This is a genomic window from Chryseolinea sp. H1M3-3, from assembly GCF_029360725.1.
Classification (GTDB): domain Bacteria; phylum Bacteroidota; class Bacteroidia; order Cytophagales; family Cyclobacteriaceae; genus Chryseolinea.
The window spans coordinates 961823-987086 of record NZ_JARKMY010000002.1 but is presented as its reverse complement, the minus strand read 5'-3'; the positions used below and the strand labels follow the sequence as shown (position 1 = coordinate 987086).

The 25264-nt window shown below is 41.0% G+C and carries 23 protein-coding genes and 1 riboswitch; of the genes, 11 read left to right on the top strand and 12 right to left on the bottom strand.

Going from position 1 to position 25264, the window contains the following annotated elements; all coding sequences use genetic code 11:
* Window positions 1-40: 40 nt before the first annotated feature.
* The 3 genes from P2W71_RS11775 to P2W71_RS11765 all read left to right on the top strand — a co-directional run bounded on the left by P2W71_RS11775 (window position 41) and on the right by P2W71_RS11765 (window position 5333).
* The gene (locus P2W71_RS11775) at window positions 41-2638 is read left to right on the top strand and encodes an ABC transporter permease (protein ID WP_276371137.1); all 2598 of its coding nucleotides are present in this window, start codon (window positions 41-43) and stop codon (window positions 2636-2638) included.
* Between the two features lie 99 nt (window positions 2639-2737).
* Window positions 2738-4915 (top strand): ABC transporter permease, encoded by a 2178-nt coding sequence (locus P2W71_RS11770; RefSeq protein WP_276371135.1) that lies wholly within the window; start codon window positions 2738-2740, stop codon window positions 4913-4915.
* 106 nt (window positions 4916-5021) lie between these two features.
* Window positions 5022-5333: an FtsX-like permease family protein gene (locus P2W71_RS11765; RefSeq protein WP_276371132.1), complete on the top strand. Its 312-nt coding sequence runs from the start codon at window positions 5022-5024 to the stop codon at window positions 5331-5333.
* A 164-nt stretch (window positions 5334-5497) separates the two neighbouring features.
* On the opposite strand, the gene P2W71_RS11760 is transcribed toward P2W71_RS11765, so the two are convergent.
* The 5 genes from P2W71_RS11760 to P2W71_RS11740 all read right to left on the bottom strand — a co-directional run bounded on the left by P2W71_RS11760 (window position 5498) and on the right by P2W71_RS11740 (window position 8977).
* Complete coding sequence (locus tag P2W71_RS11760; RefSeq protein ID WP_276371130.1) at window positions 5498-6034, bottom strand: class I SAM-dependent methyltransferase; 537 nt, start codon at window positions 6032-6034, stop codon at window positions 5498-5500.
* A gap of 250 nt (window positions 6035-6284) precedes the next feature.
* Window positions 6285-6827: a flavin reductase family protein gene (locus tag P2W71_RS11755; RefSeq protein ID WP_276371128.1), complete on the bottom strand. Its 543-nt coding sequence runs from the start codon at window positions 6825-6827 to the stop codon at window positions 6285-6287.
* 136 nt (window positions 6828-6963) lie between these two features.
* On the bottom strand, window positions 6964-7320 hold the full coding sequence (locus tag P2W71_RS11750) for a hypothetical protein (RefSeq protein WP_276371126.1): 357 nt from the start codon (window positions 7318-7320) through the stop codon (window positions 6964-6966).
* A 69-nt stretch (window positions 7321-7389) separates the two neighbouring features.
* Window positions 7390-8163, bottom strand: a complete 774-nt coding sequence (locus P2W71_RS11745; RefSeq protein WP_276371124.1) for a helix-turn-helix domain-containing protein — start codon at window positions 8161-8163, stop codon at window positions 7390-7392.
* Between the two features lie 109 nt (window positions 8164-8272).
* The gene (locus P2W71_RS11740) at window positions 8273-8977 is read right to left on the bottom strand and encodes a hypothetical protein (protein WP_276371122.1); all 705 of its coding nucleotides are present in this window, start codon (window positions 8975-8977) and stop codon (window positions 8273-8275) included.
* A 414-nt stretch (window positions 8978-9391) separates the two neighbouring features.
* Here P2W71_RS11740 and P2W71_RS11735 point away from each other — a divergent pair, with 414 nt between their 5' ends.
* From P2W71_RS11735 to P2W71_RS11700, 8 genes are all read left to right on the top strand, one after another.
* Window positions 9392-9826 (top strand): Rrf2 family transcriptional regulator, encoded by a 435-nt coding sequence (locus P2W71_RS11735; RefSeq protein WP_276371119.1) that lies wholly within the window; start codon window positions 9392-9394, stop codon window positions 9824-9826.
* A 58-nt stretch (window positions 9827-9884) separates the two neighbouring features.
* The gene (locus tag P2W71_RS11730; protein ID WP_276371117.1) at window positions 9885-12023 is read left to right on the top strand and encodes a cbb3-type cytochrome c oxidase subunit I; all 2139 of its coding nucleotides are present in this window, start codon (window positions 9885-9887) and stop codon (window positions 12021-12023) included.
* Between the two features lie 11 nt (window positions 12024-12034).
* Window positions 12035-13042: a cbb3-type cytochrome c oxidase subunit II gene (locus tag P2W71_RS11725; RefSeq protein WP_276371115.1), complete on the top strand. Its 1008-nt coding sequence runs from the start codon at window positions 12035-12037 to the stop codon at window positions 13040-13042.
* Window positions 13039-13308: a hypothetical protein gene (locus P2W71_RS11720; protein WP_276371113.1), complete on the top strand. Its 270-nt coding sequence runs from the start codon at window positions 13039-13041 to the stop codon at window positions 13306-13308. The genes P2W71_RS11725 and P2W71_RS11720 overlap by 4 nt, the downstream gene beginning before the upstream one ends.
* Window positions 13309-13310: 2 nt before the next feature.
* Window positions 13311-13712, top strand: a complete 402-nt coding sequence (locus P2W71_RS11715) for a cytochrome C (protein WP_276371110.1) — start codon at window positions 13311-13313, stop codon at window positions 13710-13712.
* Entirely contained in the window at window positions 13709-14029 is a 321-nt protein-coding gene (locus P2W71_RS11710; RefSeq protein ID WP_276371108.1) for a group III truncated hemoglobin, read from the top strand. The genes P2W71_RS11715 and P2W71_RS11710 overlap by 4 nt, the downstream gene beginning before the upstream one ends.
* Window positions 14030-14146: 117 nt before the next feature.
* The gene (gene ric, locus P2W71_RS11705; RefSeq protein ID WP_276371105.1) at window positions 14147-14875 is read left to right on the top strand and encodes an iron-sulfur cluster repair di-iron protein; all 729 of its coding nucleotides are present in this window, start codon (window positions 14147-14149) and stop codon (window positions 14873-14875) included.
* Window positions 14876-14897: 22 nt separating this feature from the next.
* Window positions 14898-15245, top strand: a complete 348-nt coding sequence (locus P2W71_RS11700; protein WP_276371102.1) for a 2Fe-2S iron-sulfur cluster-binding protein — start codon at window positions 14898-14900, stop codon at window positions 15243-15245.
* A gap of 116 nt (window positions 15246-15361) precedes the next feature.
* On the opposite strand, the gene P2W71_RS11695 is transcribed toward P2W71_RS11700, so the two are convergent.
* The 7 genes from P2W71_RS11695 to P2W71_RS11665 all read right to left on the bottom strand — a co-directional run bounded on the left by P2W71_RS11695 (window position 15362) and on the right by P2W71_RS11665 (window position 25248).
* Window positions 15362-17416 carry a TonB-dependent receptor gene (locus tag P2W71_RS11695; protein ID WP_276371099.1) on the bottom strand — a complete coding sequence of 685 codons (2055 nt, stop codon included), beginning with the start codon at window positions 17414-17416 and terminating at the stop codon, window positions 15362-15364.
* A 29-nt stretch (window positions 17417-17445) separates the two neighbouring features.
* Window positions 17446-17976 (bottom strand): YfiR family protein, encoded by a 531-nt coding sequence (locus P2W71_RS11690; protein WP_276371097.1) that lies wholly within the window; start codon window positions 17974-17976, stop codon window positions 17446-17448.
* 1141 nt (window positions 17977-19117) lie between these two features.
* Complete coding sequence (gene metE / locus P2W71_RS11685) at window positions 19118-21424, bottom strand: 5-methyltetrahydropteroyltriglutamate--homocysteine S-methyltransferase (protein ID WP_276371095.1); 2307 nt, start codon at window positions 21422-21424, stop codon at window positions 19118-19120.
* Window positions 21425-21589: 165 nt separating this feature from the next.
* Window positions 21590-21793: riboswitch (cobalamin riboswitch) on the bottom strand.
* Between the two features lie 259 nt (window positions 21794-22052).
* A complete protein-coding gene (locus P2W71_RS11680; RefSeq protein WP_276371093.1) occupies window positions 22053-22658 on the bottom strand; it encodes a hypothetical protein in 606 nt (201 codons plus the stop codon).
* 13 nt (window positions 22659-22671) lie between these two features.
* Window positions 22672-23802, bottom strand: a complete 1131-nt coding sequence (locus tag P2W71_RS11675; RefSeq protein ID WP_276371091.1) for a serine hydrolase — start codon at window positions 23800-23802, stop codon at window positions 22672-22674.
* 6 nt (window positions 23803-23808) lie between these two features.
* Entirely contained in the window at window positions 23809-24699 is an 891-nt protein-coding gene (locus P2W71_RS11670) for a DUF2911 domain-containing protein (RefSeq protein WP_276371089.1), read from the bottom strand.
* A 72-nt stretch (window positions 24700-24771) separates the two neighbouring features.
* Entirely contained in the window at window positions 24772-25248 is a 477-nt protein-coding gene (locus tag P2W71_RS11665) for a T6SS immunity protein Tdi1 domain-containing protein (RefSeq protein WP_276371087.1), read from the bottom strand.
* Between the last annotated feature and the right edge of the window lie 16 nt (window positions 25249-25264).

Genomic DNA, 25264 nt, shown 5'->3' with positions numbered 1-25264 from the left:
TGTGGGTTGTATGTAATCCGGTAAGGCACAAAAGTAAAAAATGAAAAATAGTTCACCTCCCAAACTGTTCTTAAAATTCTTCCGATGGTATTGCCATCCGAAGTTGGCAAAACATATTGAAGGCGATTTGATGGAGGTATACCATGAACAACTTAGAATAAAAGGAAAAACAAAAGCTGATATACAATTTGTCATCGATGTCTTGTTGCTCTTCAGACCGGGCATTGTAAGGTCACGAGGAAAATATCATGCTTTAAACAACACTGCTATGTTTAAAAATTACGTAAAGATCGGATGGAGAAACCTTTTGAAAAACAAAGGGTATTCTTTCATTAATATTGCTGGACTCGCCCTGGGCATGGCCTTCACGTTGGTTATTGCCTTGTGGATACAGCACGAATTAAGCTTCGACTCCAGCTATGTCAATGCCCATCGGATCGCCCTTGTTCAAAAGAACACCTTCTTTAACGACGAAAGAAACACACAGGAAGCAACGCCTTATCCTCTCTGCGACGAGCTAAAAAATAATTATCCAGAAGTTAAGAGAGCATCGAAGGTCAGCTACCAACGTAAATTAAGTCTTATGGCTGGAGATCGGACTGTCAGCACAACGGGTAGGTTTGTGGATCCTGATTTCCTTGAAATGTTTTCTTTATCGTTTGCAAAAGGTAACGGCAAAACGGCCTTGCAAAATACAAATTCAATCATTCTGACCGAATCATCGGCAATTGCTCTATTTGGTACAACTGATCCGATGGGGAATACTGTTAAAGTCAATAATCAGTTTGAGCTGCAAGTTACCGGGGTCATAAAAGATGTGCGGCCTAATTCAACGCTTCAATTTGATTTTTTGGCACCCTATGAATTCGAAGCAATTAATTCTCCGTTTATTAATAATAACAGGACAAACTGGAGTAACAATTTCTTAATGAACGTAGTGGAACTGAGGGATGGTGTATCCATGGAAGAGTTTTCAGCAAAAATCAAGACCCTCAACATGGATAAGGATAATACGCTCAAAAATCAGACGCTATTTCTTCATCCGTTAAAAAAATGGCACTTGTACAACGACTACAAAAACTGGGTGAACGTCGGCGGCAGAATAGAATATGTAAAGCTGTTTGGTGCCATTGGGGGTTTCGTGTTATTGATTGCTTGCATCAACTTTATGAACCTGAGCACTGCGCGATCGCAGAAACGTGCGAAAGAAGTTGGCATTCGAAAAACATTGGGATCTCAGCGCTCACAAATTATATCACAGTTTCTCAGCGAGTCTATGCTTACAGCTTTTATCGGCTTCGTATTCTCAATATGCATCGTAACGCTTACGCTACCCTACCTGGAAACACTTGGCTTTGAAAATATCAATCTTAGCGTTGAAAACAGCTTTATCCTGATCTTCGGATTGGGAATATGCATCATTACAGGTTTAGTTGCCGGTAGCTATCCCGCTTTGTACCTCTCCTCCTTCTTACCTGTAAAAGTATTAAAAGGAATATTTAAGCAGGGTAAGAGTCCGATTACTTTTAGAAGGGTACTGGTGGTATCGCAGTTTGCCATTTCAGTAGGATTGATCACCAGCACGATAATTGTGTTTCAGCAAGTCGAGTATGCCCGAAACCGTTCGATCGGCTATAACCCTGACAACCTTATCTCAATAAATGCCAGCAGGGACTTGTACTTAAATTTCGCCGCATTAAAACAAGACCTGTTGACCACAGGATATGTCGAAGCCGTGGCCACTACCTCAAGTCCTATGACAGCTGTCTACAACGTGTGGAGTGACTTCTCCTGGGAAGGTAAAGATCCCGATTCACAGATTGCTCTTGAGGCGTTAATGACCGAATGGGATTTCGAAAAAGTCGCGCGATTGAAATTTAAATTAGGACGACCATTTTCCATCCGGCATGCAAGTGATTCCAATGGAATTATTTTAAACGAATCGGCGCTGAAGGTTATCGGATATAAAGATCCCATAGGCCGCACTATGAAATCTGGCGACCGCGAAGTAACCATTGTAGGAGTCGTAGAAGATCTCTTAATGCGGGATCCATTTAAACCCGTTTCGCCCGGCGTAATACTTTTCAACGCAGAAGCTGTCAACACAATATTAGTTAGGGTAAAGGAGAACACAGATCTAAAAGAAGTGCTGACAGCGATGCAGCCTATTTTTGAAAAGCATAATCCGGCCGAACCTTTCGAGTACACTTTTGTCGATGAGGATTTCAATAAAAAATTCGCCCTTGAAAACCAAGTTGGAAAACTCGCAGGAATATTTGCCGCACTCGCAATCTTCATCAGCTTCCTTGGATTGTTTGGCTTAGCATCCTACATAGCAGAACAACGGGTTAAGGAAATCGGAATCCGAAAAGTACTAGGAGCTTCTGTAGCTAATCTCTGGAAGCTTTTGTCAAAGGACTTTATCATTTTAGTTTTGATATCCTGTTGCGCTGCTTCCCCTATCGCTTATTATTTCATGAATAACTGGTTAATGAAATACGAATACCGTACAGACATTGCGTTGTGGATTTTTCTGGTAGTTGGAGGTTTCGCATTAATCATCACCTTGGCTACTGTCAGTTATCATGCGTTGAAAGCGTCGTTGGCAAACCCTGTTAAAAGTTTGAGATCGGAGTGAGTGAGTTATCGGTAATCAGGTAAGCGGTAATCTGGTAATCGGTTCGGCAAGTAGTATGTAGGTTGTCAGGTAAATCCTGGATGGGCACAAAAGTAAAAGATGAAAAATAATTTGCCTCCAAAACTCTTCTTAAGGTTCTTCAGATGGTATTGTCATCCGAAGTTGCAGAAACATATCGAAGGTGATTTGATGGAATTGTATCATCAACGATTGAAAGAAGATGGAAAAAGAAAAGCAGACCGTCATTTTATCATTGATGTTCTGTTGCTTTTCAGGCCGGGAATCATCAAACCAAGCGAAGGCTATAAAAATTTAAACGCATACGGCATGTATAAAAGTTACCTTAGAACAGGTTGGAGAAATATCCTCAAACAAAAAGTATTTTCGCTTATCAACATTTCAGGGTTGTCACTCGGACTTACCTGTTCCATTTTTATTGCATTGTGGGTATTGGATGAATATAGTATGGATGCATTTCACGAAAATGGAAACCGAATTTACACCGTTACCAGTTGTGAATATTCTGGCACCGAAGTGAATGGAGGTTATGACACGCCTGGAATATTGGCAGACGAAATGAAAAAAGTTTTGCCGGAAGTGCAATATGCCTGCAACTACGGGTGGCTTGAATACAATCTATTTTCCGTAGATGATAATAAGATGAAACTGCCTGGTAATTTTGCGGGTGAAGACTTTTTCAAAATATTCTCCCATCCTTTATTATTAGGAACAAAAGAAACGGCATTAAGAACGCCGGAGAGCATTGCGATATCGCGAAAAATGGCTGTAAATTTTTTCGGCAGCCCTGAAGAAGCGATGGGCAAGGGGTTGCGGTTTGAAAATTACAAAGACCTGAAAGTGACTGCTGTCTTTGAAGACTTGCAAAATAACGCATCTGAAAAATTTGAGTACATCATCAGCTGGGAACTATTCATGGAGCGGAATAGCTGGGTGAAAGACTGGAACAATAGTGGTCCTTTTACTTTCGTCATGCTGCAGGAACACGCAAATGCTGAGGCTTTGCGTTCCAAGATCCGCCACTTTCTCAAAAATTATGATAAACAGTATTCGGATCTCGAACATCTAGAGCTCGGGTTACAACCTTTCGAAGAAAAATACCTTCATTCGAATTTTAAGAATGGCTATGTCTCTGGTGGAAGAATAGAATATGTACAATTATTCACAGGCGTAGCCATTTTTATCCTGCTGATCGCTTGCATCAATTTTATGAATCTCAGCACAGCCCGCGCGTTGAAACGAGCCAAAGAGATTGGCGTACGAAAAGTTATTGGAGCGGTCAAAACGACATTGATAACTCAGTTTATGTTAGAGGCCTTTTTGTTTACGGCCATCGCCGTGTTATTTTCCATCATGCTCGTCTACACTCTTTTACCGCAATTCAATTTGTTAACTGAAAAAAATATTTCTTCCCCGCTCGGCGATGGAAAATTCTGGATCGGCATGACAATACTGACATTCCTTACAGGCTTTATTTCGGGAAGCTACCCTGCATTTGTCTTGTCCTCATTCAAACCTGTTTCAGTTTTTAAGAATAGTTTAAAAGACAACGCTTCCTCCATCATCTTTCGAAAAGGACTGGTGATACTTCAGTTTGCATTATCCATGATCTTTATCATGAGCATGATTGTGATTTCTAAACAAGTTGATTTCATTCACCACAAAAATCTGGGATACGAGAAGAATAATCTAATATACCTGCGATTATCCGGAACACTCTCTACAAATTTTAACACATTCAAACATGAAGCTTTGCAGCAACCTGGAATTATATCCATCAGCCATATTTCTCAACGGCCGGTGGGAATAGCAAACACTACCGGCAGCGTTGAATGGGAAGGTAAATCACCCGATACAAGACCAACTTTTACGCAGGCATCTGTCGGTTATGACTTCATGAAAACCATGGAGGCAACGTTGCTGTCCGGTCGCGACTTCTCAGAGGATCATGCAGATTCAGCAAGTTATATTATTAATGAGACAGCATTAAAGGTTCTCGGCTATAAAAACCCGATTGGGATGCCACTCACCTTCTGGGAAACGAAAGGCACCATCATCGGGGTCGTTAAAGATTTCCATTTTAGTTCCCTTCACGTACCAATTAATCCATTGGTGCTTCGCTTGCACAAGGGGGCAAGTTGGGGTTATGCCCTTATCCGTACAGCACCAGAAAAAACATCCGTTGCAGTCGAGGCACTTGAAACGCTTCACAAAAAACTAAAATCCGGATTTTGTTTTTGCTCATCAGTTTGCAGATGAAGAATATAATTACCTGTATAAAAGCGAGCAGGTAATTAAGCAACTCTCGGCATACTTCGCCTTTCTCGCAATTTTAATTTCATGCCTGGGTCTATTAGGTCTGGTAATGTTTACAGCGGAACAACGAACCAAAGAAGTGGGTATCCGAAAAGTTTTAGGCGCCACCGTTTCACAGATAGTAACACTTCTGTCAAAAGATTTTATGAGACTTGTAATTATCTCAACACTATTGGCAGGGCCAGTGGCGTATTATATCATGAAAGGCTGGTTGCAGGAGTTTGAATATCACATTGTTATTGAATGGTGGATGTTCGCGTTCGCGGCAGCGGCAGCAATTTTGGTAGCGCTGTTAACTTTGAGTTTCCAGGCAATAAAGGCGGCGACAATGAATCCGGTGAAGAGTTTGAGGTCGGAATGAGGTTGGTTGTAAAGTGGTAATTGGTATTCGGGTGATTGGGTGATCGGTAAGCGGTATGGCAAGTAAGAGGACGTCGACGACCTATTCGTGATATCTGCTACTTTCCAGGTAAAATATTATTCTTCGTATAATAGCAACGCAAACCCTACTTTACGGATGAAGAGTTACGAATCATTGCTCCCATGCACGGCATTGAGCGCGTACATTCCGCCCGAACGATAGATCGATTCTCTTTCCCCAATTTTCTCTACTTGAATAAACCCAGATATCAACAAGACCTTTCGCAAATTATCAAAGCGTATGGGATAAGGTACCCATGGATTTGTTTGTTCAGTTTCATATTCAATGATGATCAATTGCCCATTGGGTTTGAGGTGCTTCTTTATCTTACTAATAAAAGCAGGTTTGTCTTTTACATAATGTAAAGCGTTTGCCATTAGGATACCGTCGAGCATGGAGAATGGAAACATGTCATTAACAAAGTCAAGTTTGATAAATTCGATTTGGGCACTATTTCTGTCTGAAGATGTTATGTGCTGATTCGTATTATCGACAGCAAAAATTTTATTTCCATCTCCTAGCAAAACGGATAGGGCTTTGGTGAACGTGCCACTTCCGCAACCCAGATCTGCCCAAATATTATTTTCGATTTCATTTGGCACTGCGGCTTCAATCATCGCTACTGCTTCCTTTTGTTTCATTCGGTATCCAGGCTGGTTATGATATGATGATTATCACGCACAAATAAAATCTCTTCTCAACCATTCCCAGCTCCTATCCCGTTTGCATTTGACAATGGAAGCAGATCCTTCTGCGTCTGGAAAACTCCTTTGCATTCTTTTTGATTCCAATTACCGTTTAATTATTATCAAGGTTCAGAAATAAAATTTACTCAGATTATAGTCAAAAATCATCCACATCTGTAATGAAAAAAATCTGGGCCTTCAAACGTTACACACCCGGAGGAAGTTTGGGAAGCATCAACCTGCGATAATTTAAGACCCTGCCGTCCACCACAAAAGTGCCATCGCCATTGGCATGTATCGTTCGGCGTTCCTTTCGATTTACGTCAATCCATGCATGAACAGCTTCAAGCACAAAAATATCATGCTTTTTGATATGGTCAGTTACATGACATTCGACATTCGCCAGACACTCTTTTATCAACGGTGCGTCTATTGATTTTGCTTTAACAGGCGTAAGATCAAATTTCTTAAACTTATCGGTGTCTGATCCTGAGCATACCCCGATTCCGACAACCTTTTTAGAGATATCCACCGTTGGAATAGAAATGACACATGATTTTGTCCTGATAAGCGCTTTGTAGGAATAATTCCAAGGCCCCGTCAACAGGGCAAACCGGGGAGTGAAATCCATAACCATATGCCATGATATTGTCATGATATTGTTTTTGCCTTTATCTGCTGTTGTTACGAGCACAACCGGTCCGGGCTCCAACAGCATGAAGGCTTTGTTTAACGATAGTTTCCTCATTTGAAAAATATTCAATAATCAAAGAAGTTAATCAAAAAGATGAAACTCTCGATGACTAAAAAACTAAAAATAAACCCCGGTGTCTGCAGGCTTTCTCTCAGCTTCCCCTTTTTGTTCGTTAGAGAGGTGCACGAAATTATTCGGTAATGTGCTCGTCCGTTACATCCCCGTAAATTCCCCTGTCCATCTTAATATTTAATCGGGCCATCATTTTAGAAGGATCAAAGTTTTGTTTTCTATATTCAGCCTGAACCAGTTCCTTTGCGTTATTGACTGCATCCATACTTTCCCATAGGGCGATCGTGATACAATTGAGGTTGCCGTCATGGTCCCTGTTTTCATAAACTGTATCACCTAAAAAACCGGGCAATGTTTTTATGAACTGCCTGTTGATTCGCATTCTTTCATAAAACTCACTTTTCGCTTCGGTAGGGATTATGAACTTATCAATAAAGCTCACCTGATCTTTGCTATTTGTTCCAATTGTTGCCATACTTCTTTCTTTTTTGATTTTTCAAAAGTAGCTTCGGCACGAACGGAAGAATTGTAAAAAATCATTGATTTACCAATAGCCAGAGGATTTAAAAAAATCCTTCGGTGCCTGTCCTGTAAACAACCGGAAATCTTTGATAAAGTGTGATTGGTCGAAGTACCCTGCGGCGTACGCCAATTCGGTAAGCGAAGAAAAAGATTGAAAATTATTAATCACGTTTCTCAACCGGACGATAGAAGCAAATTGTTTTGGTGAACAACCTACTTGAGCCCGAAAACGTTTTTCAAATGAATCCTGGCTGCTGGATAACGTTGCCGCCAGATCTTTTATGCGAATCATTCCAATATGACTCTGGATAATTTGAATGGCTTTCTTGACCATTAAATCCGGCTTCCGGATGATCAGTCTGTTGGTGAGGATCGACTCTATGATTTGAACCCGTACATCATTAGAGGGCGCTGCATGGAGGCGCTCGAGGATTTCATCCAGCTCCGTGGGTTGAAAGAAATTTCCAGCCTCAACATTTAACCCGAACAATTCATGGGCGGGAATTCCGCTAAAGGCATTGAATCCACCTGCTTTAAAAATCACCAACAGGTTACCAGTGTTGTTGTCATAATGAAAGTGGCGGACTGTTTTTCGAATGCCCGCAACGTTGGACGAGAACAATGTTTCCGGTCTCTCGCCTTCCATTCTCATTACATTTCCCTTATACCGGAATGACATGACCATTGTTGTGTCGGGGATTGTTTTATTCAACGCCTCCAGTTCGCTTTCAATAATAATAAGTGCACTCACAAATGGAGCGAGAACAGCAGAGGGTTGAAATTTTTGAATTGTCATTTCCTACAGTTGAATCTTAACGGAAAATTAGTAAACCCTGAACCAAATTACGATGCTTGGCGGACAATGTTTCCACCACGATTTTATCAATGGCGGTAGAACGCGTATACTATTTAGGAAAATCATTAATCCTTATGTAAATGAATTCGACACCGCGGTTAGAATCCGAGATGCCAACCATTTTCAATGTTTGCTCATTTACGGAAACGTTCCACACGTCGTCCTCCCTACCCTGTGTATTTTTGAAAAAAGTAACTTCGGGCCGATGACCATTGATGTGCCAGAAACCGCTTGCTTTTTCACCCTTCGAAGTTCGTTCCACGTACACCCTATCCCATCGGATAAAAATGTAATACTTATCATCAGGGTCGAAGCTCGACTTTTCCGATTTGCCGTTTCTAAGAATTTCTTTTAAATCCCATAAACCAACCAACAGGTCACCCGTTGATTTAGGCAGCCTGGAGGTTCGTTGCAATTTCACCCGCACGGTCATTTCATCCTCGGCCCGTTCCCAAATCATCTCGTCCTTTAGGTAAGAAACTTTAAACGCGCCGTACGGGTCCTTTATACCGTTGGTTTCCGTTGGTAGAAACGAATTATTGGCTTTGTCAAAATTCCAGGTACCTTCTGAGTTTTGAATCCATCCGTTTCCAGATTGATAAGTACCATCTTCGTTTATCCTCGTCCATTTTGCAACGGGCGTTTTGATATCGTTTCCGACTTTAACTTCCAATACTTCCCAAAAGCCAGTGATCTTCTGGGCATAACAAAGTTGAACAACTAGAACGATTAATATTCCAGGGATGAGCCTCATGCTTTTATGTTTTTTATTTATTTCCATGCCGCTAACAAATGTTCCCAGTGCGGTATTATTTTTTTTAGTCTGCAGAAGCCAGTCCGGGTATATTCCCCACTAACTTCAATGTCATTCTAATACTAATTTAATAAACTTGTATAAAGTAGACCTATTGAGCTATATCAATTAAACAGAACAATAATTTAAATACAATGAATAGTTCGTACAAAGTCAGTAATGGAGTATTGAAATTCCTAAACCTCCAGGTCGCATCTGTCGTTTCAATAACAATCAATTGAAATTATCACAACGATAACCAGTTTATCAAGAAGTACATTTTACCATTACTGACCACTATCGATTGAAATAAAGATATTTTTGTCTTTTATTATTAAAATTACTGATTAACTTTGTAGCGTAATCACCAGATCAATGTTTTCAAAGGCATGCGAATACGGAATCCGGGCCATGATGTACATCGCCCAAAAATCCAAAGAGGGAGAACGTGTGGGCATAAAAGAAATTTCAAAAAGCATTGACTCACCGGAACCTTTTATGGCAAAAATTTTACAAGATCTCAGTCGTAAGGGACTTGTTCTATCTATTAAAGGACCACACGGAGGTTTTTACATGGACACGGGTCGTGATAAAATTTCACTCGCCGAAGTTGTAACTGCAATTGATGGAAATGAACTATTTACAGGCTGCGGACTTGGGTTAAAGGCATGTAATGAGAACAAACCCTGTCCTATTCACTATGAATTCAAAGCGATTCGCATAAAATTAAAAACTATGCTAGAGACGACTTACGTAGAAGAATTCTCAGAAAGCCTGAATAAAAAACTTATCCACCTGAAGCGGGCATAAAATTTTTGACTAATTAAAGGACAATTTTATCTTTTATTATATAAAGCAATTGAGTAATATGAAGTTGAAATCAAAATATTATGCCGTATCAATAATCCTTTTACAAATGGCCCTTCCTGTGGCAGCCGAACCATTGAAACCGGCAAGCATGTTTCCGTGGTTACTGGTGATCACTACAATATTTATCGTTTTGGTTAGTCTGATTTTATGGACCGCACTAAAGATCAGAAGTACCCTTACAAGGCATTTTCTAAAAAAAGATGTTAGCAGCTTCGTCAAATTAAATCTTCAGGAATTGAATGACGAGGAAATCGACATTCTCTTGGATGCGCGGAAAAATAAGAACAAGCTTGCTCGGTCATCGTCTTTGAAGAAAGTATCTCTTCTTTTTGGAGGCATTATTGTAACTCATCCGATTTTAGCAGCGCCTATCTCCGGATCGGGCACAACGTTGTTAAGTCAACCCGGCATTATAATTACACTGGTCCTCATTCTGATTCCGCTCTTCCTTCTCGTCCTGTTTCTTATATTCAAAATCAATAAGGTTATTATTCGTTACCATGCGAAAGAAAAGGAACGGGAAGCTGCACAACTGGCTGATTACCTTCTTCACCTGGAAGAACAAGAGATTGAGCCACTGCTGCTCAAAAGAAAAGCATCACTACAGTACCGACTTAGCAATACAGAACTAGCAGGAATTATTGTACCCGAAGATCGTAAAGGCATTATTCAGCGCCCAACCAACGATACGGGTATCCATTTTGTCGCAACGAAAAAGAAAGCTCTGAAGAGACCAAACATAGATCCACAGTTTTCTTCATTAATTCTATGGTTTTTAGGCACGGCTATCTTTTGGCTCGTGTTCGGAACGACGGTGGGAGAATATCTTGGGATTAAATTTGTTTCACCGGATGTTGACCATGTTAGCTGGTTAAGTTTTGGAAGATTAAGACCCGTTCATACGAATGCTGTATTTTGGGGTTGGTCATCCTTGGCGATGATTGGACTTGGGCATTACGTTGTCTCCGTTGTCAGCAATACACCTATTGCCAGTTTGAGAAAAGGATGGATTGCATTGCTACTCATTAACGCCTCTGTAATTATCGGAACTATTTTTTTGATGGCGGGAATCAACAATGGTGGCGGGGAATACCGCGAATACGTCTGGCCCGTCATGGCTTTGTTTGGAGCAGGACTCATCATTACACTGATCAATTTTATTCAGACCATTGCAAAACGAACGACACACGAAATATATATCTCTAACTGGTACATCGTTTCCGCCATCATCTTTACGGTGGTTATTGCATTCATTGCTTATTGGCCAACGTGGCAAAATGGTTTAGGCGAAACAATCGTACAAGGTTACTACATGCACCAGGGAGTAGGCATGTGGTTTATGTTGTTTAGCTTGGGTATTGTTTATTATTTTCTTCCACAGCAGTTGAACAAACCCATCTATTCATACAGTCTGGGTATTCTGGCATTCTGGACACAAATTCTTTTTTATACACTAATCGGTACACACCATTTTGTGTTCAGTTCCATACCCTGGTGGTTGCAAACTGTAGCGATTGTAGGAAGCATGGGTATGCTCATTCCTGTAACGGCGGGCACGACCAACTTCGTCATGACTTTCAAAGGCGACTGGAGTAAGATTGGAAATAGCTATACACTCCCCTTCTATGCAGTGGGCATTGTTTTTTATTTCACGGGGTCTTTCCAGGGAACGGCGGAAGCATTCCGGTATACCAACCTGCTCTGGCATTTTACTGACTTTACTGTAGCACACTCTCACATTACCATGTATGGAATCGTTGCTTTCCTATTGTGGGGAAGTATCTATGCACTCGTTCCGCGACTAACAGGCAGTGAGCCACCACAACTGATGGTGGGCGCTCATTTTTGGTTGGCGTTCATTGGTTTGCTGTTCTACTCTATTCCCCTCATGATTGGCGGAACCTTAAAAGGTTTGATGTGGATGGATGGAAAACCTTTCATGGACAGTGTGAAAATGATGGCGCCGTACTGGCTGTGGCGCGCGATCGGCGGCTCATTGATGTGGCTTTCTCACCTCTTCTTCGCCTACAACTTCTACCGCCTGATAGTGCCAAAGAAGGAAGTTGATATGAAGACGATTGCGTTCGAAAAAATTAAAGAAGCACAGGTGAAGAATGAAGCATTTCTCTACAATTGAAAAGTATAAGCATGGAAATATTCAGTAATCATAAAAAATTGTTTGGCGTAGCTTTTCTGTTCTTTGCAGGTCTTTCGGTCATGGTGGCAATTCTCCCGGCCATAAATAATCAAACTAACAACGCACCTTTGCCAGGAAGTGAAGCCTTGAGTGGCGATGCACTCGCCGGCAAACAAATTTTTATTGCCAATGGTTGCGTATCCTGTCATTCGCAACAGGTTCGTAATGTAGATATGGATAAAGGATGGGGACCACGTCCAAGTATTGCCGCCGATTATGCGAACAACGTTAGAATGCATTGGTGGATGAATACCGCTACTTTGATGGGAACAGAACGAACAGGACCTGATCTTACCAACATTGGCAACAGATTGCCTAGTGCTGATTGGCATTTGCTACACTTGTATAATCCCCGCGCTGTAATCGAAGAATCGATCATGCCGGCTTACCCATGGCTGTTTGAGTGGAAAGAAAACATAAGCATTAGCGATAAAGTTGTAAACCTCCCGGAAGGATTTGAGGGAAGACCAGATGAAAAATTAGTAGCTACAAAAGAGGCACTGGCATTGGTTTCCTATCTCCAGTCACTTAAACAAATGCCGCTACCCGACGGCACTCCTGCTCCAACATTCTTGTATGAAAAAAAATCCGACATCAATACTTCTTCCAAGGATGCTTCAGAATTAGACGGCGCACTTCTGTATGCAAACAATTGTCTGGCGTGCCATCAAGCGAACGGCGAAGGTTTAAAAGGAGCCTTCCCTCCTTTGAAAGGAAGCGCTGTCGTGTTGGACGATAATCCGGAAATACTGATCGATATTATCATGAGAGGTTATAATGCACGCGATGAGTACGCAGAGATGCCGCCTGTTGGAATGAACAGCAATCTTAAACCCGATGAAGTGACGGCAATCATAAATCACGAGCGATCCAGCTGGGGAAACAACGGCAAAAAGATTTCCGTGGAAGAGGTTGAAAAGATCATGACGTTTATTAAAACACAGACTCCAGATCTATGAAACGGGGACTAAAATTACTGCTATTACCAATGTTCATGCTGATGAATATTGTTTCCGTCGCATGCGAAGTTTGTAAAAAACAACAACCAAAAGTATTGAGCGGAATCACACATGGAGCCGGACCACAAAGTGATTGGGATTACGTGGTGGTTTGGATAACAATCATTATCGTTATGATATCACTTTATTATTCCGTCAAATGGATCGTTCGCCCCGGTGAACAGGAAAAGGAACACATCAAGTATAGCATATTTAACCTCGACTAAATATGAGTGAAAAAAGTAAGGTATTGGTTTTCATTGATGACGCGGCGCAACCTATCGGCGAATTTGATACACCCGTAAAATTTGACTTTGACACGCGAAAACTCATTGACGGTCAACATACATTCAAAGTTGTGAGCAAGGATCCATTGGGTAAAGAAGGAATATTAATTGTCCCTTTTACGGTACGCAACGGCCCAGCTATTGCCATTGAAGGTCTGAAGCAAAATGATGTCGTAGATGGCGTGTTACCACTGATGATCAACGCTTATGGGAAAGGCGACCAGACCCGTTTTCTGATTGACGGCAGTGAGACCCCGCGAAGCATACCGTCATGGATCTGGGCGCTTGGTATCCTGTTTACTGGATGGGCCGCCTACTATTTAATTACTTCATTAAGCATATGACACAAGACATCAAAGGCATTGAGGATATAAAATTCCTGGTCGATCATTTTTATGCAAAAGTCAGAAAAGATGAACTGTTGGCTCCGGTGTTTGCGCTTCGCATTACTGGTGACTGGCAACCTCACTTAAACACCATGTATCGCTTTTGGAATGCTGCTCTATTCCAAGTTCGCGAATACGTTGGAAATCCCTTCGCGAAACATGCCATGCTTCCTATTGACGGACTACATTTCGAACAATGGATAAAACTATTTTATGAAACCGTAGAAGAGCATTTTGCAGGTCTGTGGCTGACGAAGCGAAATCCAGAGCCATGATTATGGCACACACATTTTATAGACGGATTCATGAACAGCGGACTGAACATCAATAAATAACTTTATCAGAAATAAGAATTATCTGATCATAAACTTCAAGACGTAAACTACTAACACATGGAAAACATTGGAACATTAACATTAGGAGAAATTGTAAAACAGAATTACAAAGCAGCAGCAGTGTTCGAAAAGTTCGCGATTGACTTTTGTTGCATGGGTAATAGAACCTTCGATGATGCCTGTAAGGAAAGCAAAGTTGATCCTGCACTTGTAAGCAAAGAATTGCAACAAATTAATACAGAAAAAGGTGACGGCGTTAATTTTGATTCATGGCCATTAGACTCACTTGTCGATTACATTTGCAAGAAGCACCACAAGTATGTCGAAGAAAAGACGCCAATTATAAAAGCTTACCTTGATAAAATCTACCATGTACATGGCTCGCGTCATCCCGAGCTACTTGAAGTCAGAAACATCTTCTTCGAAATCGGCGGTGAACTTGCGGTACACATGAAGAAGGAAGAGCTTATGCTTTTTCCTTATATTAAAAAATTGGAGCATCATAAAGACGCTCCTACTCCCCTGACGTCGCCACTGTTTGGAAGTGTAACTAATCCGGTAGAAATGATGAAGGATGATCATGCGATTGAAGGTGAAAAGTTCAGACGACTCGCCGCCTTAACAAATAACTATCAGATACCTGCAGATGCCTGTAACACATTTGCTGTTACCTACCAAATGCTGGATGAATATGAAAAGGATCTTCATATTCACATTCATTTGGAAAACAATATTTTATTTCCCAAAGCTATATCGCTTGAAGATCAAATAAACGCCGCCGTATGATAGCGTTGTTCTCTGATAAGGTATGCCAGCTAAAAAAGACGCTATAAAATTTTTTTTGAATTGCGAAGGCAAAACGTTTGTGCTTGATACCTACACACATGAATACAGAAATCTGATGATGCTTATTTATGACAAGGTGTATCTTGAAAACTTTGGCGAATGCAAGGGAACAGGTAGATGCGGCACCTGTCATATTCTCATTGTAGATTACGACGGAGAACTTCTGACGAGGGAAGGAAATGAAAACACAACATTTAGTAAAATGCCATTTGTAAAGTCAAATAGCAGATTGGCATGCCAGATGATGGTTGACGAAAAACTCAACGGATTAACCATTGAAGTGATTCATGATAATGATTCCGTTTACTAAAGTTTTTTTAAAGAAATTTAGTGAACCCATAATAAAGTCGATGAATAAATTTTCAGTTAAAGAAAAACAAGCAGAACACAACTGTGCCTGCTTGTTTTTTTAAAAATGGTGACAAGTTACAAACCTACGACTATCCCTGCATAGATTGATCTTCCGCCTACATATGGCGTAATTGTACCTTCATGATTAGCCCAGATTTTTTCGTCCAGCATATTCTCACCTTGCATAAACAACGACAATTTTTTATTCGAGTCTATGTTGAACATCTTCATAAAGTCCAGGTTGACATACAGATTCAATACGTTGTGGCTACTGGAAGCATTTACAGAATTTAATCCGTTCTGTGGATACAGATTCTTTTTCAGTTCACCCTGATAAATATTAAAAACACTTACCGTAACACCACGGCTTGCCGTATAACTTAAACCAGCCTTAAATCCGAAATTTGGTATCGGTGTTCTTACTTGTGTGGTGTCCGTTCCGCCAAACATATTTTTAGTTAGGATAGGATCGGAATCGATTTTTTGATATAACATAGAGCCTGTAAAATAAAGCTGTTTCGTTACATAATATTTTCCTTCAAGTTCCAAACCCTGGATGGAGAAATCCTGAATATTGTTATAAGTCGTGATCGGGAAAAAGAATCCACCCCCCAAATCCATCAACTCCGGATTTCCTTCCGCATTCATTTTTGTACCCCGAACAATGCTGTTCTTTTGTGTTGAATGGAAATAATTTACGCCCACGGTAAGTTTTTTGCCCTGATAGTTAACACCGAAATCAAAGTTCTCAAGGTGTTCAGGTTTCAGGTTAGGATTACCAACGAAGAAACCCAGATAGTTTATACCAGTTTCATTTACTGTACCCGCTCTGAAAGCTTTACCATACAATGCCTTTATATTAATGCGTTCCGTCGGATAAAAGATCAACCCTGCGCGCGGAACAACATCGAGATCAAGTTTCTCCATTTTATTTGCCTGAAAACCTGCAATCAATTTCAGTTTATTCGGCATAGCCCAGTAGTCTAATTGAGCATACAATGCATAAGCGCCCCGCGAGTTGTAGGATATTGTATCTATCCCTGAAGTTGGATCTGTGCTGTTTTCCTTTCCCTTCATGTGATTATACAAAACACCAGTAACCAAATTCATTCGTTCACTCAGCGTAAAATAATTGGTCCACTCAATCACCTGGTCCGTACCTTTTCTCTTGATATTAACTGGCTCACCAGTCTGCATGGTCGTCCGGTTCATCGTGACGTTGAATGACGAATTCCATTTGCTTGTGAGCTTAAAATCATAACCTGCGTTATAAAAATTCTTTGTCCACTTGTTCAGACCAAATACATTTTGTTCAAGATATCCTGTTCGATAATCTTGTAAAGAAGTGCTTAGTCTTAGTCCTTTGTACGCAACATTAACGAATGCACCCGCGGACTTATCAGGGATTGATCCAGTAATCGTAGCTGTATCAGATACAACACCAAAAAAATCAGCTACCGGATAAGTATATGAATAATTCCGAACTTCCTTTTCCAGCATACGACCTGCCAGCGTTACCTTCAAATCTTTCACTGCGAATTGGCCATTGAGGGTTCTTCCATTCGCACCACCCTTTCCACGGATTTCGCTATACGCTACATTGTTTCTTTCAACTTCCTTCGTTACAATGTTGATAACAGCGGACATGGCATTAGATCCGTAAAGTACAGACCCAGGACCACGAATAACTTCAATGCGTTCAATGATGTTAACAGGAAAGGCACCCAGCATATCGCTAACAATACCACCTTCGACGATTTCGCGTGTAGGCCTGCCGTCAATTAAAATCAACACGTGGCTAGATGAAAATTTCACCATATCCCCTCGTGAAGCAATTGCATTGCGATCCGTCCAGAAACCTGAAGTTGGCGTAAGACTCGGAACGCGTTCAAGAATATCCCTTAAAGATAGTCCGCCGAAGCGGTCGATGTCCTCACGCGTTAAAACCGATATGACTCCGGGCGCGTCTGAAAGCTTCTCGGACTTTTTGGACGCCACTGTAATGTCTATGTTCATTAATTCTTCGAGTGACAAATTATAAAGACTGTCCGTCGAAATTTGTTCTTGTTGCGCGTACCCGGAATAATATACCTGCCCCAGCAGATAGAGTACTAGTAAACTTTTTTTCATAGTATGCATTTGTTTAATTTGGTTTGTGTTTATTTTTCAGCCAATGAAGAAAGGGCGCCAGATACTTTTAGCCCCCTGGACTTGATGGCCTCCTCGTTAATTTGAAATCTTAGTTTGCCAGACACTATTTTAAAGCTGACACAGGCGCCTTTTTGCGTGAAGTCCGCTTCTTCAGTAACGATCAGAATTGGCCGGTTATTAAAATTTTCGATAAGCTGGTCTGCCAACTTTGTGTTGTTTACAGGCACGAAAATAATTTGACAGGAACCAAGGTCTGATTCATTCAAGGAGTTGATTACATTAATTTCAACGCCAGCCGACGATTTGGCTTTTGCCACTTTTACCAAGTGGTCCTCGGCAGAGGTATTACCAACAACACCGATCTTTATCGATCGCGTTGCCGTCGGCCATTCCACATACTTAGCAAAATTGAAGATGTACAACGTCTGCAACGTATAATCCTTCATTGGCTCAGAAAAGAATCCGTTCGCCAGTGTAGAAAAATACGCGAGGAAAAAAGCAATGCTAAAGAGCACTGCTCGTGTTCTCACTGTTTTCATAGTTCACTTATGTTTAATTTGATTCATTACGCAAAAAATAACCGGGGGTGGCTTTGCGTCAGTAACGGACGGATTAGTAGGAAAATGATGTTCCTTTTGAAGGTTAGAGAATGGGCTAGTTTCTCTTCTCAAAAAAACCAGAAGAAACATATAGGGATAGTCTCTTCTTTTTTTCTAGGCAGAGGCTCCTTCAATTTCTTCTTGAGTCTCTTACTTTTTCCAAACCAAAGGTAGACTGCATTAAAATCTTACTGCACATATCAATACCATCCCACAATACGCTCGTAGGATTGGCAGATTTTTTTATTAAAAATTGAGCCCCTATCAGTAATTATACGGAAAGAAGCGCACAGAAAATTAGTAGAGATATTAAGGGTTAATGCCTTTTATTTGCTCAATAGGGAGAAGGATTGGCTGAAAAGACAATTTTAGGACGAGACTTAGAAAAAAATAATTAACATTTGGTAAGGGCGTCTTAAGTCATATTTTTTGTCCTACTTCATTTTTTTACACCAAAACTGTACGGTCATCGTAACTACGTTATATGATAATTTCACAAGACAAAAATGCACATGACACATTAATCATTCCTTGCAAAACAATACTATAACGATGGGCTTTATGCAGTTCAGATTCCAGAAGCAATTCTACAGCCCGGTTTTTCGCACGGGTGAATGATATTAACAGCCAGCAAGACGCAATGATGGCGTCAGCATTTGCTATTTGATATTGCCGTTAAAGGCATACGAGATCTGTAACTCTCAATGCCAGCCTGATGAATACATTTAATAGCACAATTACAAATAGTCATGAGAACACCAATCGCATACTTTCAACTATTTCAATCTTAAGCCCTCATTCCATCCGTAATAGCTTTTTCATTTTGCCTGTAAACCTTTTAAAGTGAAACTCACTTCTCATTTCTCGCATACACTTGGCACAAAGGCAATCACTGAATTTCTGAGCCATATAATTTCGCTCATCAACGGTAAGGGTAATCGCACTGCACTGGCATAATGTTATTGAGCCCACCTTGCATTCAAAAGGTGAATGGCATCGTTGACATGTTTTTTCTTCGTGTTTTATCATAATTGTAAAAGGAGGTCACACTTTTTTTGAGAATGACCTCCTCTGTTAGTTATCAAACGACGACAGGTTCTCGAAGTTCTTTGGCGGCACCTACCATTTCAATCAATGCTTTTTTTGTTTCATTCCAGTGCCGTGTCTTTAAACCACAATCAGGATTGACCCAAATCTGTGCTGCCGGAATAACCGTCCTTGCTTTGTTGAGCAAGAAAATCATCTCCTCACGTGATGGCACGCGTGGCGAGTGTATATCGTACACACCCGGGCCAATATCATTCGGATATTTAAATTGCCCAAAAGCATCAAGAAGCTCCATCTGTGAACGAGAGCATTCTATCGTAATTACATCGGCATCCATATCAGCGATGCTTTGAATGATGTCATTAAATTCAGAATAGCACATGTGCGTGTGAATTTGGGTTTCATCTTTCACACCGCTGGCCGAAATCCGGAATGCTTTTATAGCCCACGCGAGGTAATTGTGCCAATCCGATTTTCTCAGCGGCAACCCTTCGCGAATAGCAGGTTCATCAATTTGAATGATCTTGATACCTGCTTTTTCCAAATCAAGCACTTCATCTCGGACCGCCAGTGCAATCTGAAATGTTGTTTCTGACCTGGGCTGGTCATCGCGCACGAAAGACCATTGCAGTATAGTTACAGGACCTGTAAGCATTCCCTTAACAGGACGTTTAGTAAGCGACTGTGCAAAAGATGACCAATATACGGTCATCGGTTTTGGCCGCGACACATCGCCAAAGATAATCGGCGGTTTTACACAGCGTGATCCATAACTTTGCACCCAACCGTTTTTAGAAAAGACATATCCATTGAGTTGTTCACCGAAATATTCAACCATATCATTTCGTTCAAACTCGCCATGCACCAATACATCAAGTCCAATCGCTTCCTGCCAGCGTATTGCTTTTTCTGTTTCTTGCTTGATAAGCGTATCATATTCAGCAGGCGAAAGGGCTAGATTTTTTAACTTAGCCCGCCACGATCTTACTTCGGCAGTTTGCGGAAATGAGCCAATGGTTGTTGTCGGGAATAATGGAAGATTGAGTGATTGCTGTTGTTTTTTCTTCCGGATGGTGAATGTACTTTTTCGAGTTGCGTCGGCGTCGGTGATTGCAGCCACGCGTTGCTTAACAGCAGGGTTATGAATCAAGGCGGAAGTTTTCCTATCGCCAATTGCTTTTTGGTTACGGAGATACGAAGCAGATGACCGGTCTAGTGACATCGCAAGTTCTTTCAGCTCGGCGAGCTCCCGCAATTTTTGTTTTGCAAATGACATCCAGCCTTTGATCTCCGGCGGAAGAATGGTGTCGTTGGTTTCAAGTTCAAGATCGCACGGTGAATGAATAAGAGAACACGACGGAGCAATCATGACGCGGTGATCTTTTAATGCACCCAGTGTTTTTTCTATGGAAGAAAGTGATTTCGAATAATCGTTGATCCAGATATTCCGGCCATCTACAACACCCAGTGAAAGTGACATCTTTTCGCGAAGCAACGGAAGCACTACATCAAGTTCCTGAGGATTGCGCACGAGATCGATATGCAACGCACAAACAGGGAGCGATACTGCCAACGCCGTATTTTCGCCCAGCCCTTCGAAGTACGTGGCGAGCAGTGTTTTTAATGAAGGAAACTCTTTTTTGATTTCGGAGTAAACAAAACTGAATGCCTTCTTTTCCTTTTCAGTAAGATCTAAAGCGAGAAAAGGCTCATCAAACTGTACCCACTGTACGTCAAGCCTGTCGAGTTTCCTTAGAAGTTCGATATACACAGGCAACAGATTTTTTATGAGGTCAATCCGTTCGAACCCAGTTTCTTTCTCCTTTCCTAGCAAGAGATACGACACCGGACCGATCAATACTGGTTTGGTAATAATGCCGAGCTGTTTGGCTTCGTAAAACTCATCAATAACTTTTGTTGAGAACAATTTAAATTTTTGATCCTTGTGAAATTCCGGGACAATGTAGTGGTAGTTGGTGTCAAACCATTTGGTCATCTCCATCGCCGTAACATCCAGACCATCTTTTTGGTAACCACGCGCCATTGCGAAATACAAGTCGAGCTCGGAATTGTTTTTGTTCAGGATCACTTCATGATAACGCTCAGGAATCGCGTTTACCATGAGGGACGCGTCGAGTACCTGATCATAAAAAGAAAAATCATTGGAGGGTATGAGATCAATCCCTGCCTGCTTTTGTAACAGCCAGTTTTCATGGCGCAGGTTCTTCCCTACTTGTAAAAGGTTTTTGAGGGTTGACTTTCCAGCCCAATAATTTTCGCTGGCTCTTTTTAATTCGCGTTGGCTACCAATTCGCGGGTAACCGAGGTTGTGCGTAAGCATGTTTGTTGCTTTTAAGTGAAACAATAAATTTAGAATAGCACGCCTTTAGGAGCTAAACGTATTGCTTACACGAAAATGAAACAGACAGGAAAGCGCATATACCCCCGTTACAGAAGGAGATGATATTGTGATTCAATGCCTGACAATAGCTTCAGTCCGCGAAAGCAAAGTCAATACGTTGAAGGCAAGTCTCCTGGCTTTCCCGACTTTGCCCGCCTTCTCGTTCACGGGTAAGTGAACAATGGCATTCTTGAACAAAGCTTATCTCGATTAGATCGAGACGGGATTACAGTTGCGCGACAGCCCGTGAATTACACACGGTTCCTTTTTAATTCCCTGCCAAGGGAAACCACAACGGCTATGAGTGTTTATGAAGTAAAGAACGAACTCGTGGCGAATTTACAATAAATATTAGTAATCGTTTTTTTTACTGGGTGAATTAATGCCATGCCTGGTAAGTAAGTCTGATCTTCATCGAGAATACATCTTTGCATCATATGGTCCTGTATCGATAGAAAGTCCGCCTGATGGAGGTCGGCACGTGCAATTACCATTTTTCGCTCGCTCCGTTGTGCATCACTACTCTACAAATCACTTGCTATAACATCCACCTTTATAGCACTATCATTCATGCACCGACTTCCTTTCGTTGTTTCATTTTCATTATTCCCTTTTGCCAACCTACATAGGCAATTCCACCGAAGAGTCCAAAAAATACTCCCAGGTAACTGTGGTTATGCATTGAGCCTACTGCTATAAAGCTCTTGAAGTCCACTAAATTATCAGGGATAAACCATCGCCCAAAGTTCTCTTTTGGCTGGTGCGCCAAATAGGTGTAGCCTTCGTAAAGTCCGTAGAGCCCGGTGACGAATGCTATTATCATTGTTACAATGAACCCTTTCATAGCCATGTCAATCATTTTACTTCTGTCTGAGTGAAGACTGAAAAGCCCCAAGATTGTAGCAACCGGAATTCCCATCCACCATGTCGCCAGGAATCCCACCAATGAAACATAAAGTCTTGGATTTTCAAAAATCACTTCGCTTCCTTCGTCGGCAAACCCAAACTGATAGAACTTAAACTTGGTGTAGTATTCAGGTGAAATCGTGTAAGTCAACTGGTCATGAATGATTCCATATAGACCAGCGACCAGGCATCCCGTTGCAACTATTCTCAAAAATGTCAGAAATTTTTCATTCTCCTTTCTATAATCAACGTAGTGTTTCGTGCGCATCAATAACATTCAATTATTTATCCATCAATGAGCCCAATACGTATCTAAAGATATTGCGCGAGCGGTGATGCCCGTATCCCAGCCCGTATGCACTTGAAGTCAGACTTACTACCAAATTTTCACTGGGCACAACAAACAACAGATTACCCCCATTTCCAGATGCATAAACGCAGTCATATTTTTTACCGTTGACTTCTTTGGTAGCCGAAAACCAAAAGTATCCATAACCGTTAGCAAATGGATCATCCTTTGATATATCGAATCGTTTTTTGAAAATTTCTTGAATCCATGTCGGGCTCACAATCTTTTTCCCTTGCCATTGACCTTTATTGATTACGAGTTGTCCAAGTTTAGCAAAGTCTAATGTTGATATATACAAGTTCCCCATTGGCCCAGTGCTACCATTTGGAGCGGTGTACCAATAAAACTCTCTTATGCCAAGCGGCGAGAATAAATTTTCTTTTGCGAAGTCCGATAATTTTTTACCCGATGTCTTTTCTATGATTGCGCCAATCAGCATTGGGCAAACATCGTTGTATACATATTTTTCTCCCGGCGTAAAAATCATTGGAAGCGAAAGTGCAAAGTCTACCCAGTTGTCTTTCATCAGCCAGTTCCCGGTATTACCCGGAGAGTGGTCATCGTTATCGTCCGCGTTTAATCCGGAAGACATCGTTAGCAGGTGTTTGATTTTTATGTCCCGGTGCGCTCCTTGATCAGGTTGGGTAAATTTTGGGCGAGGAAAAAAATCGTATATACTTTGTTCGGTGTCTTTTATTAAACCTTTGTCAATAGCAATTCCTAAAAGTAGCGACGTAACACCTTTTCCGGCAGAGCGAATATCATGTATTGTCTCTCTCCAATAGGTATTAAAATATTCTTCAACAACTAATTTATTGTCCTTAATTACCACCAGACCCCTAAAGTCGTTGGGAGGATTTGTCTTTATCAATTGAATAACTTTTTCGATGGTGTCCTGGCTCATTTTAACAGAAGCCAGATCGGCGTGTAGTAAACCCGGGATAGGTTGTTTAAGGGGATCGACTAAATTACTTTGTCCAATACAATTGATAGTTGTAAAGAGGCCAATTATAAAAAATATAACCGTGTTGTTGATCAGTATTAAATTTCTGTACAAAGTCATCAAGAATCATTTACCGTAAGCAGGATGTACTTCTTTGATTTTTTTCTGTAATTCTCTCATTTGTATTTCCTGTCCTTCTAGCACATTATTCAGCTGTTCTTCCGTCCATTTTTCGGGATTTGTTTTTACATAATCTATATTAAGTTTGAGGGTTTCGATCGCCTCTGTATACTGTTTACGCTTTGTTAAAAGATCCACTTTGAGTGCATAGTACCAGGAAGTCTTTTTGTATTCTAATGCTTTGTTAATTAATGCGATCCCGGTTTCCAAGTCTCGATCGAGAAAGTAGTAATATTCTGCACCCATCGCAAGCAATTGAGGGTCTTTGATTTTTCCCGACAGAAGATCCTCGGTGACCATTTTCATAACCAACTGATCGGTTTCTGTTTTAATTTTAAAAGCTACACGGGTTTTCTCCCAGGAAAGATTTAGCTCGGCATCATTTTGTACCACATCAATGTCTATGGTGAATGATTCATAATGCCTACCTGTCATTTCCGGTTTTACTTTAAACCGAACGACGTCTTTACTTTCATCATATCCCCCAGTGCCATAAAGCGTTGTGTCGCTGTTTAAGATAATTGTCCATTCACTTTGACCGGGAATAGTCAATAAAGAGTAAGTTCCTGGTGGTAGGACTTTATTGCTTATCACAACATCACGATCGACTTTGATTTTTGTGCAGTTGCCCGCTCCAGTCCTCCACAGTTTTCCATAGGGAACGAGGTCACCAAAGATTTTCCGGCCACGTGCGGCAGGCCTTTCATACATCACAGAAATTGTTGTTAACCCAACTTTTTGGCGGATACTTCCTTCAGGGCTTAAGGCAGGGAAACGTGGTTGTCCGATTAAACCCGCGGTAAACAACATTAACAACGCCGTCAAATAGTTTCTCATATTTTTATTTGCTTGGTCCCGATTTCTACTTGATCACACGGCACAAACATTTTGCTATGCACTACTGCTACCCTAATCAACCAGCTTAATTTCGATTTCTGCCCCGTCTGGTAAATTCTTGATTTGCTTGTGTATGTATCCAGTGAACCTAAAATGTGCTTCAATATCCATTGGCGCAAAATTTTCTACGGTATATTCACCGCCTAAAATAGGTAACTTTTTGTACGAGTAAAGTTGCCCGTCTTTTAATTTTTTATCAGAAAGTCTTAGGTCTGTGGTTAAGTTAATCATGAACCATTCGTTCAATTGATCAATGTTTTTAAGTTTTTCTTCAAAGCTCTCAATGCTGTTAGCTACTAATTTAAGTTCACCACCTCCTATGTCTAACCAATAAACATTTTTAACGTTATCGGTTAGGAATAAGTCACCAATAGCAGAAATAAGTAATACTTTTTTTTCCATACCCGTTAACCAACTCCAGTTCTCAATCAGCCTATCCGAAAGGTCGTTATTAAATTTTACTGTTAATTCGTCCAGTTTTACTTTCATCTTGTTCTTAGTCGCG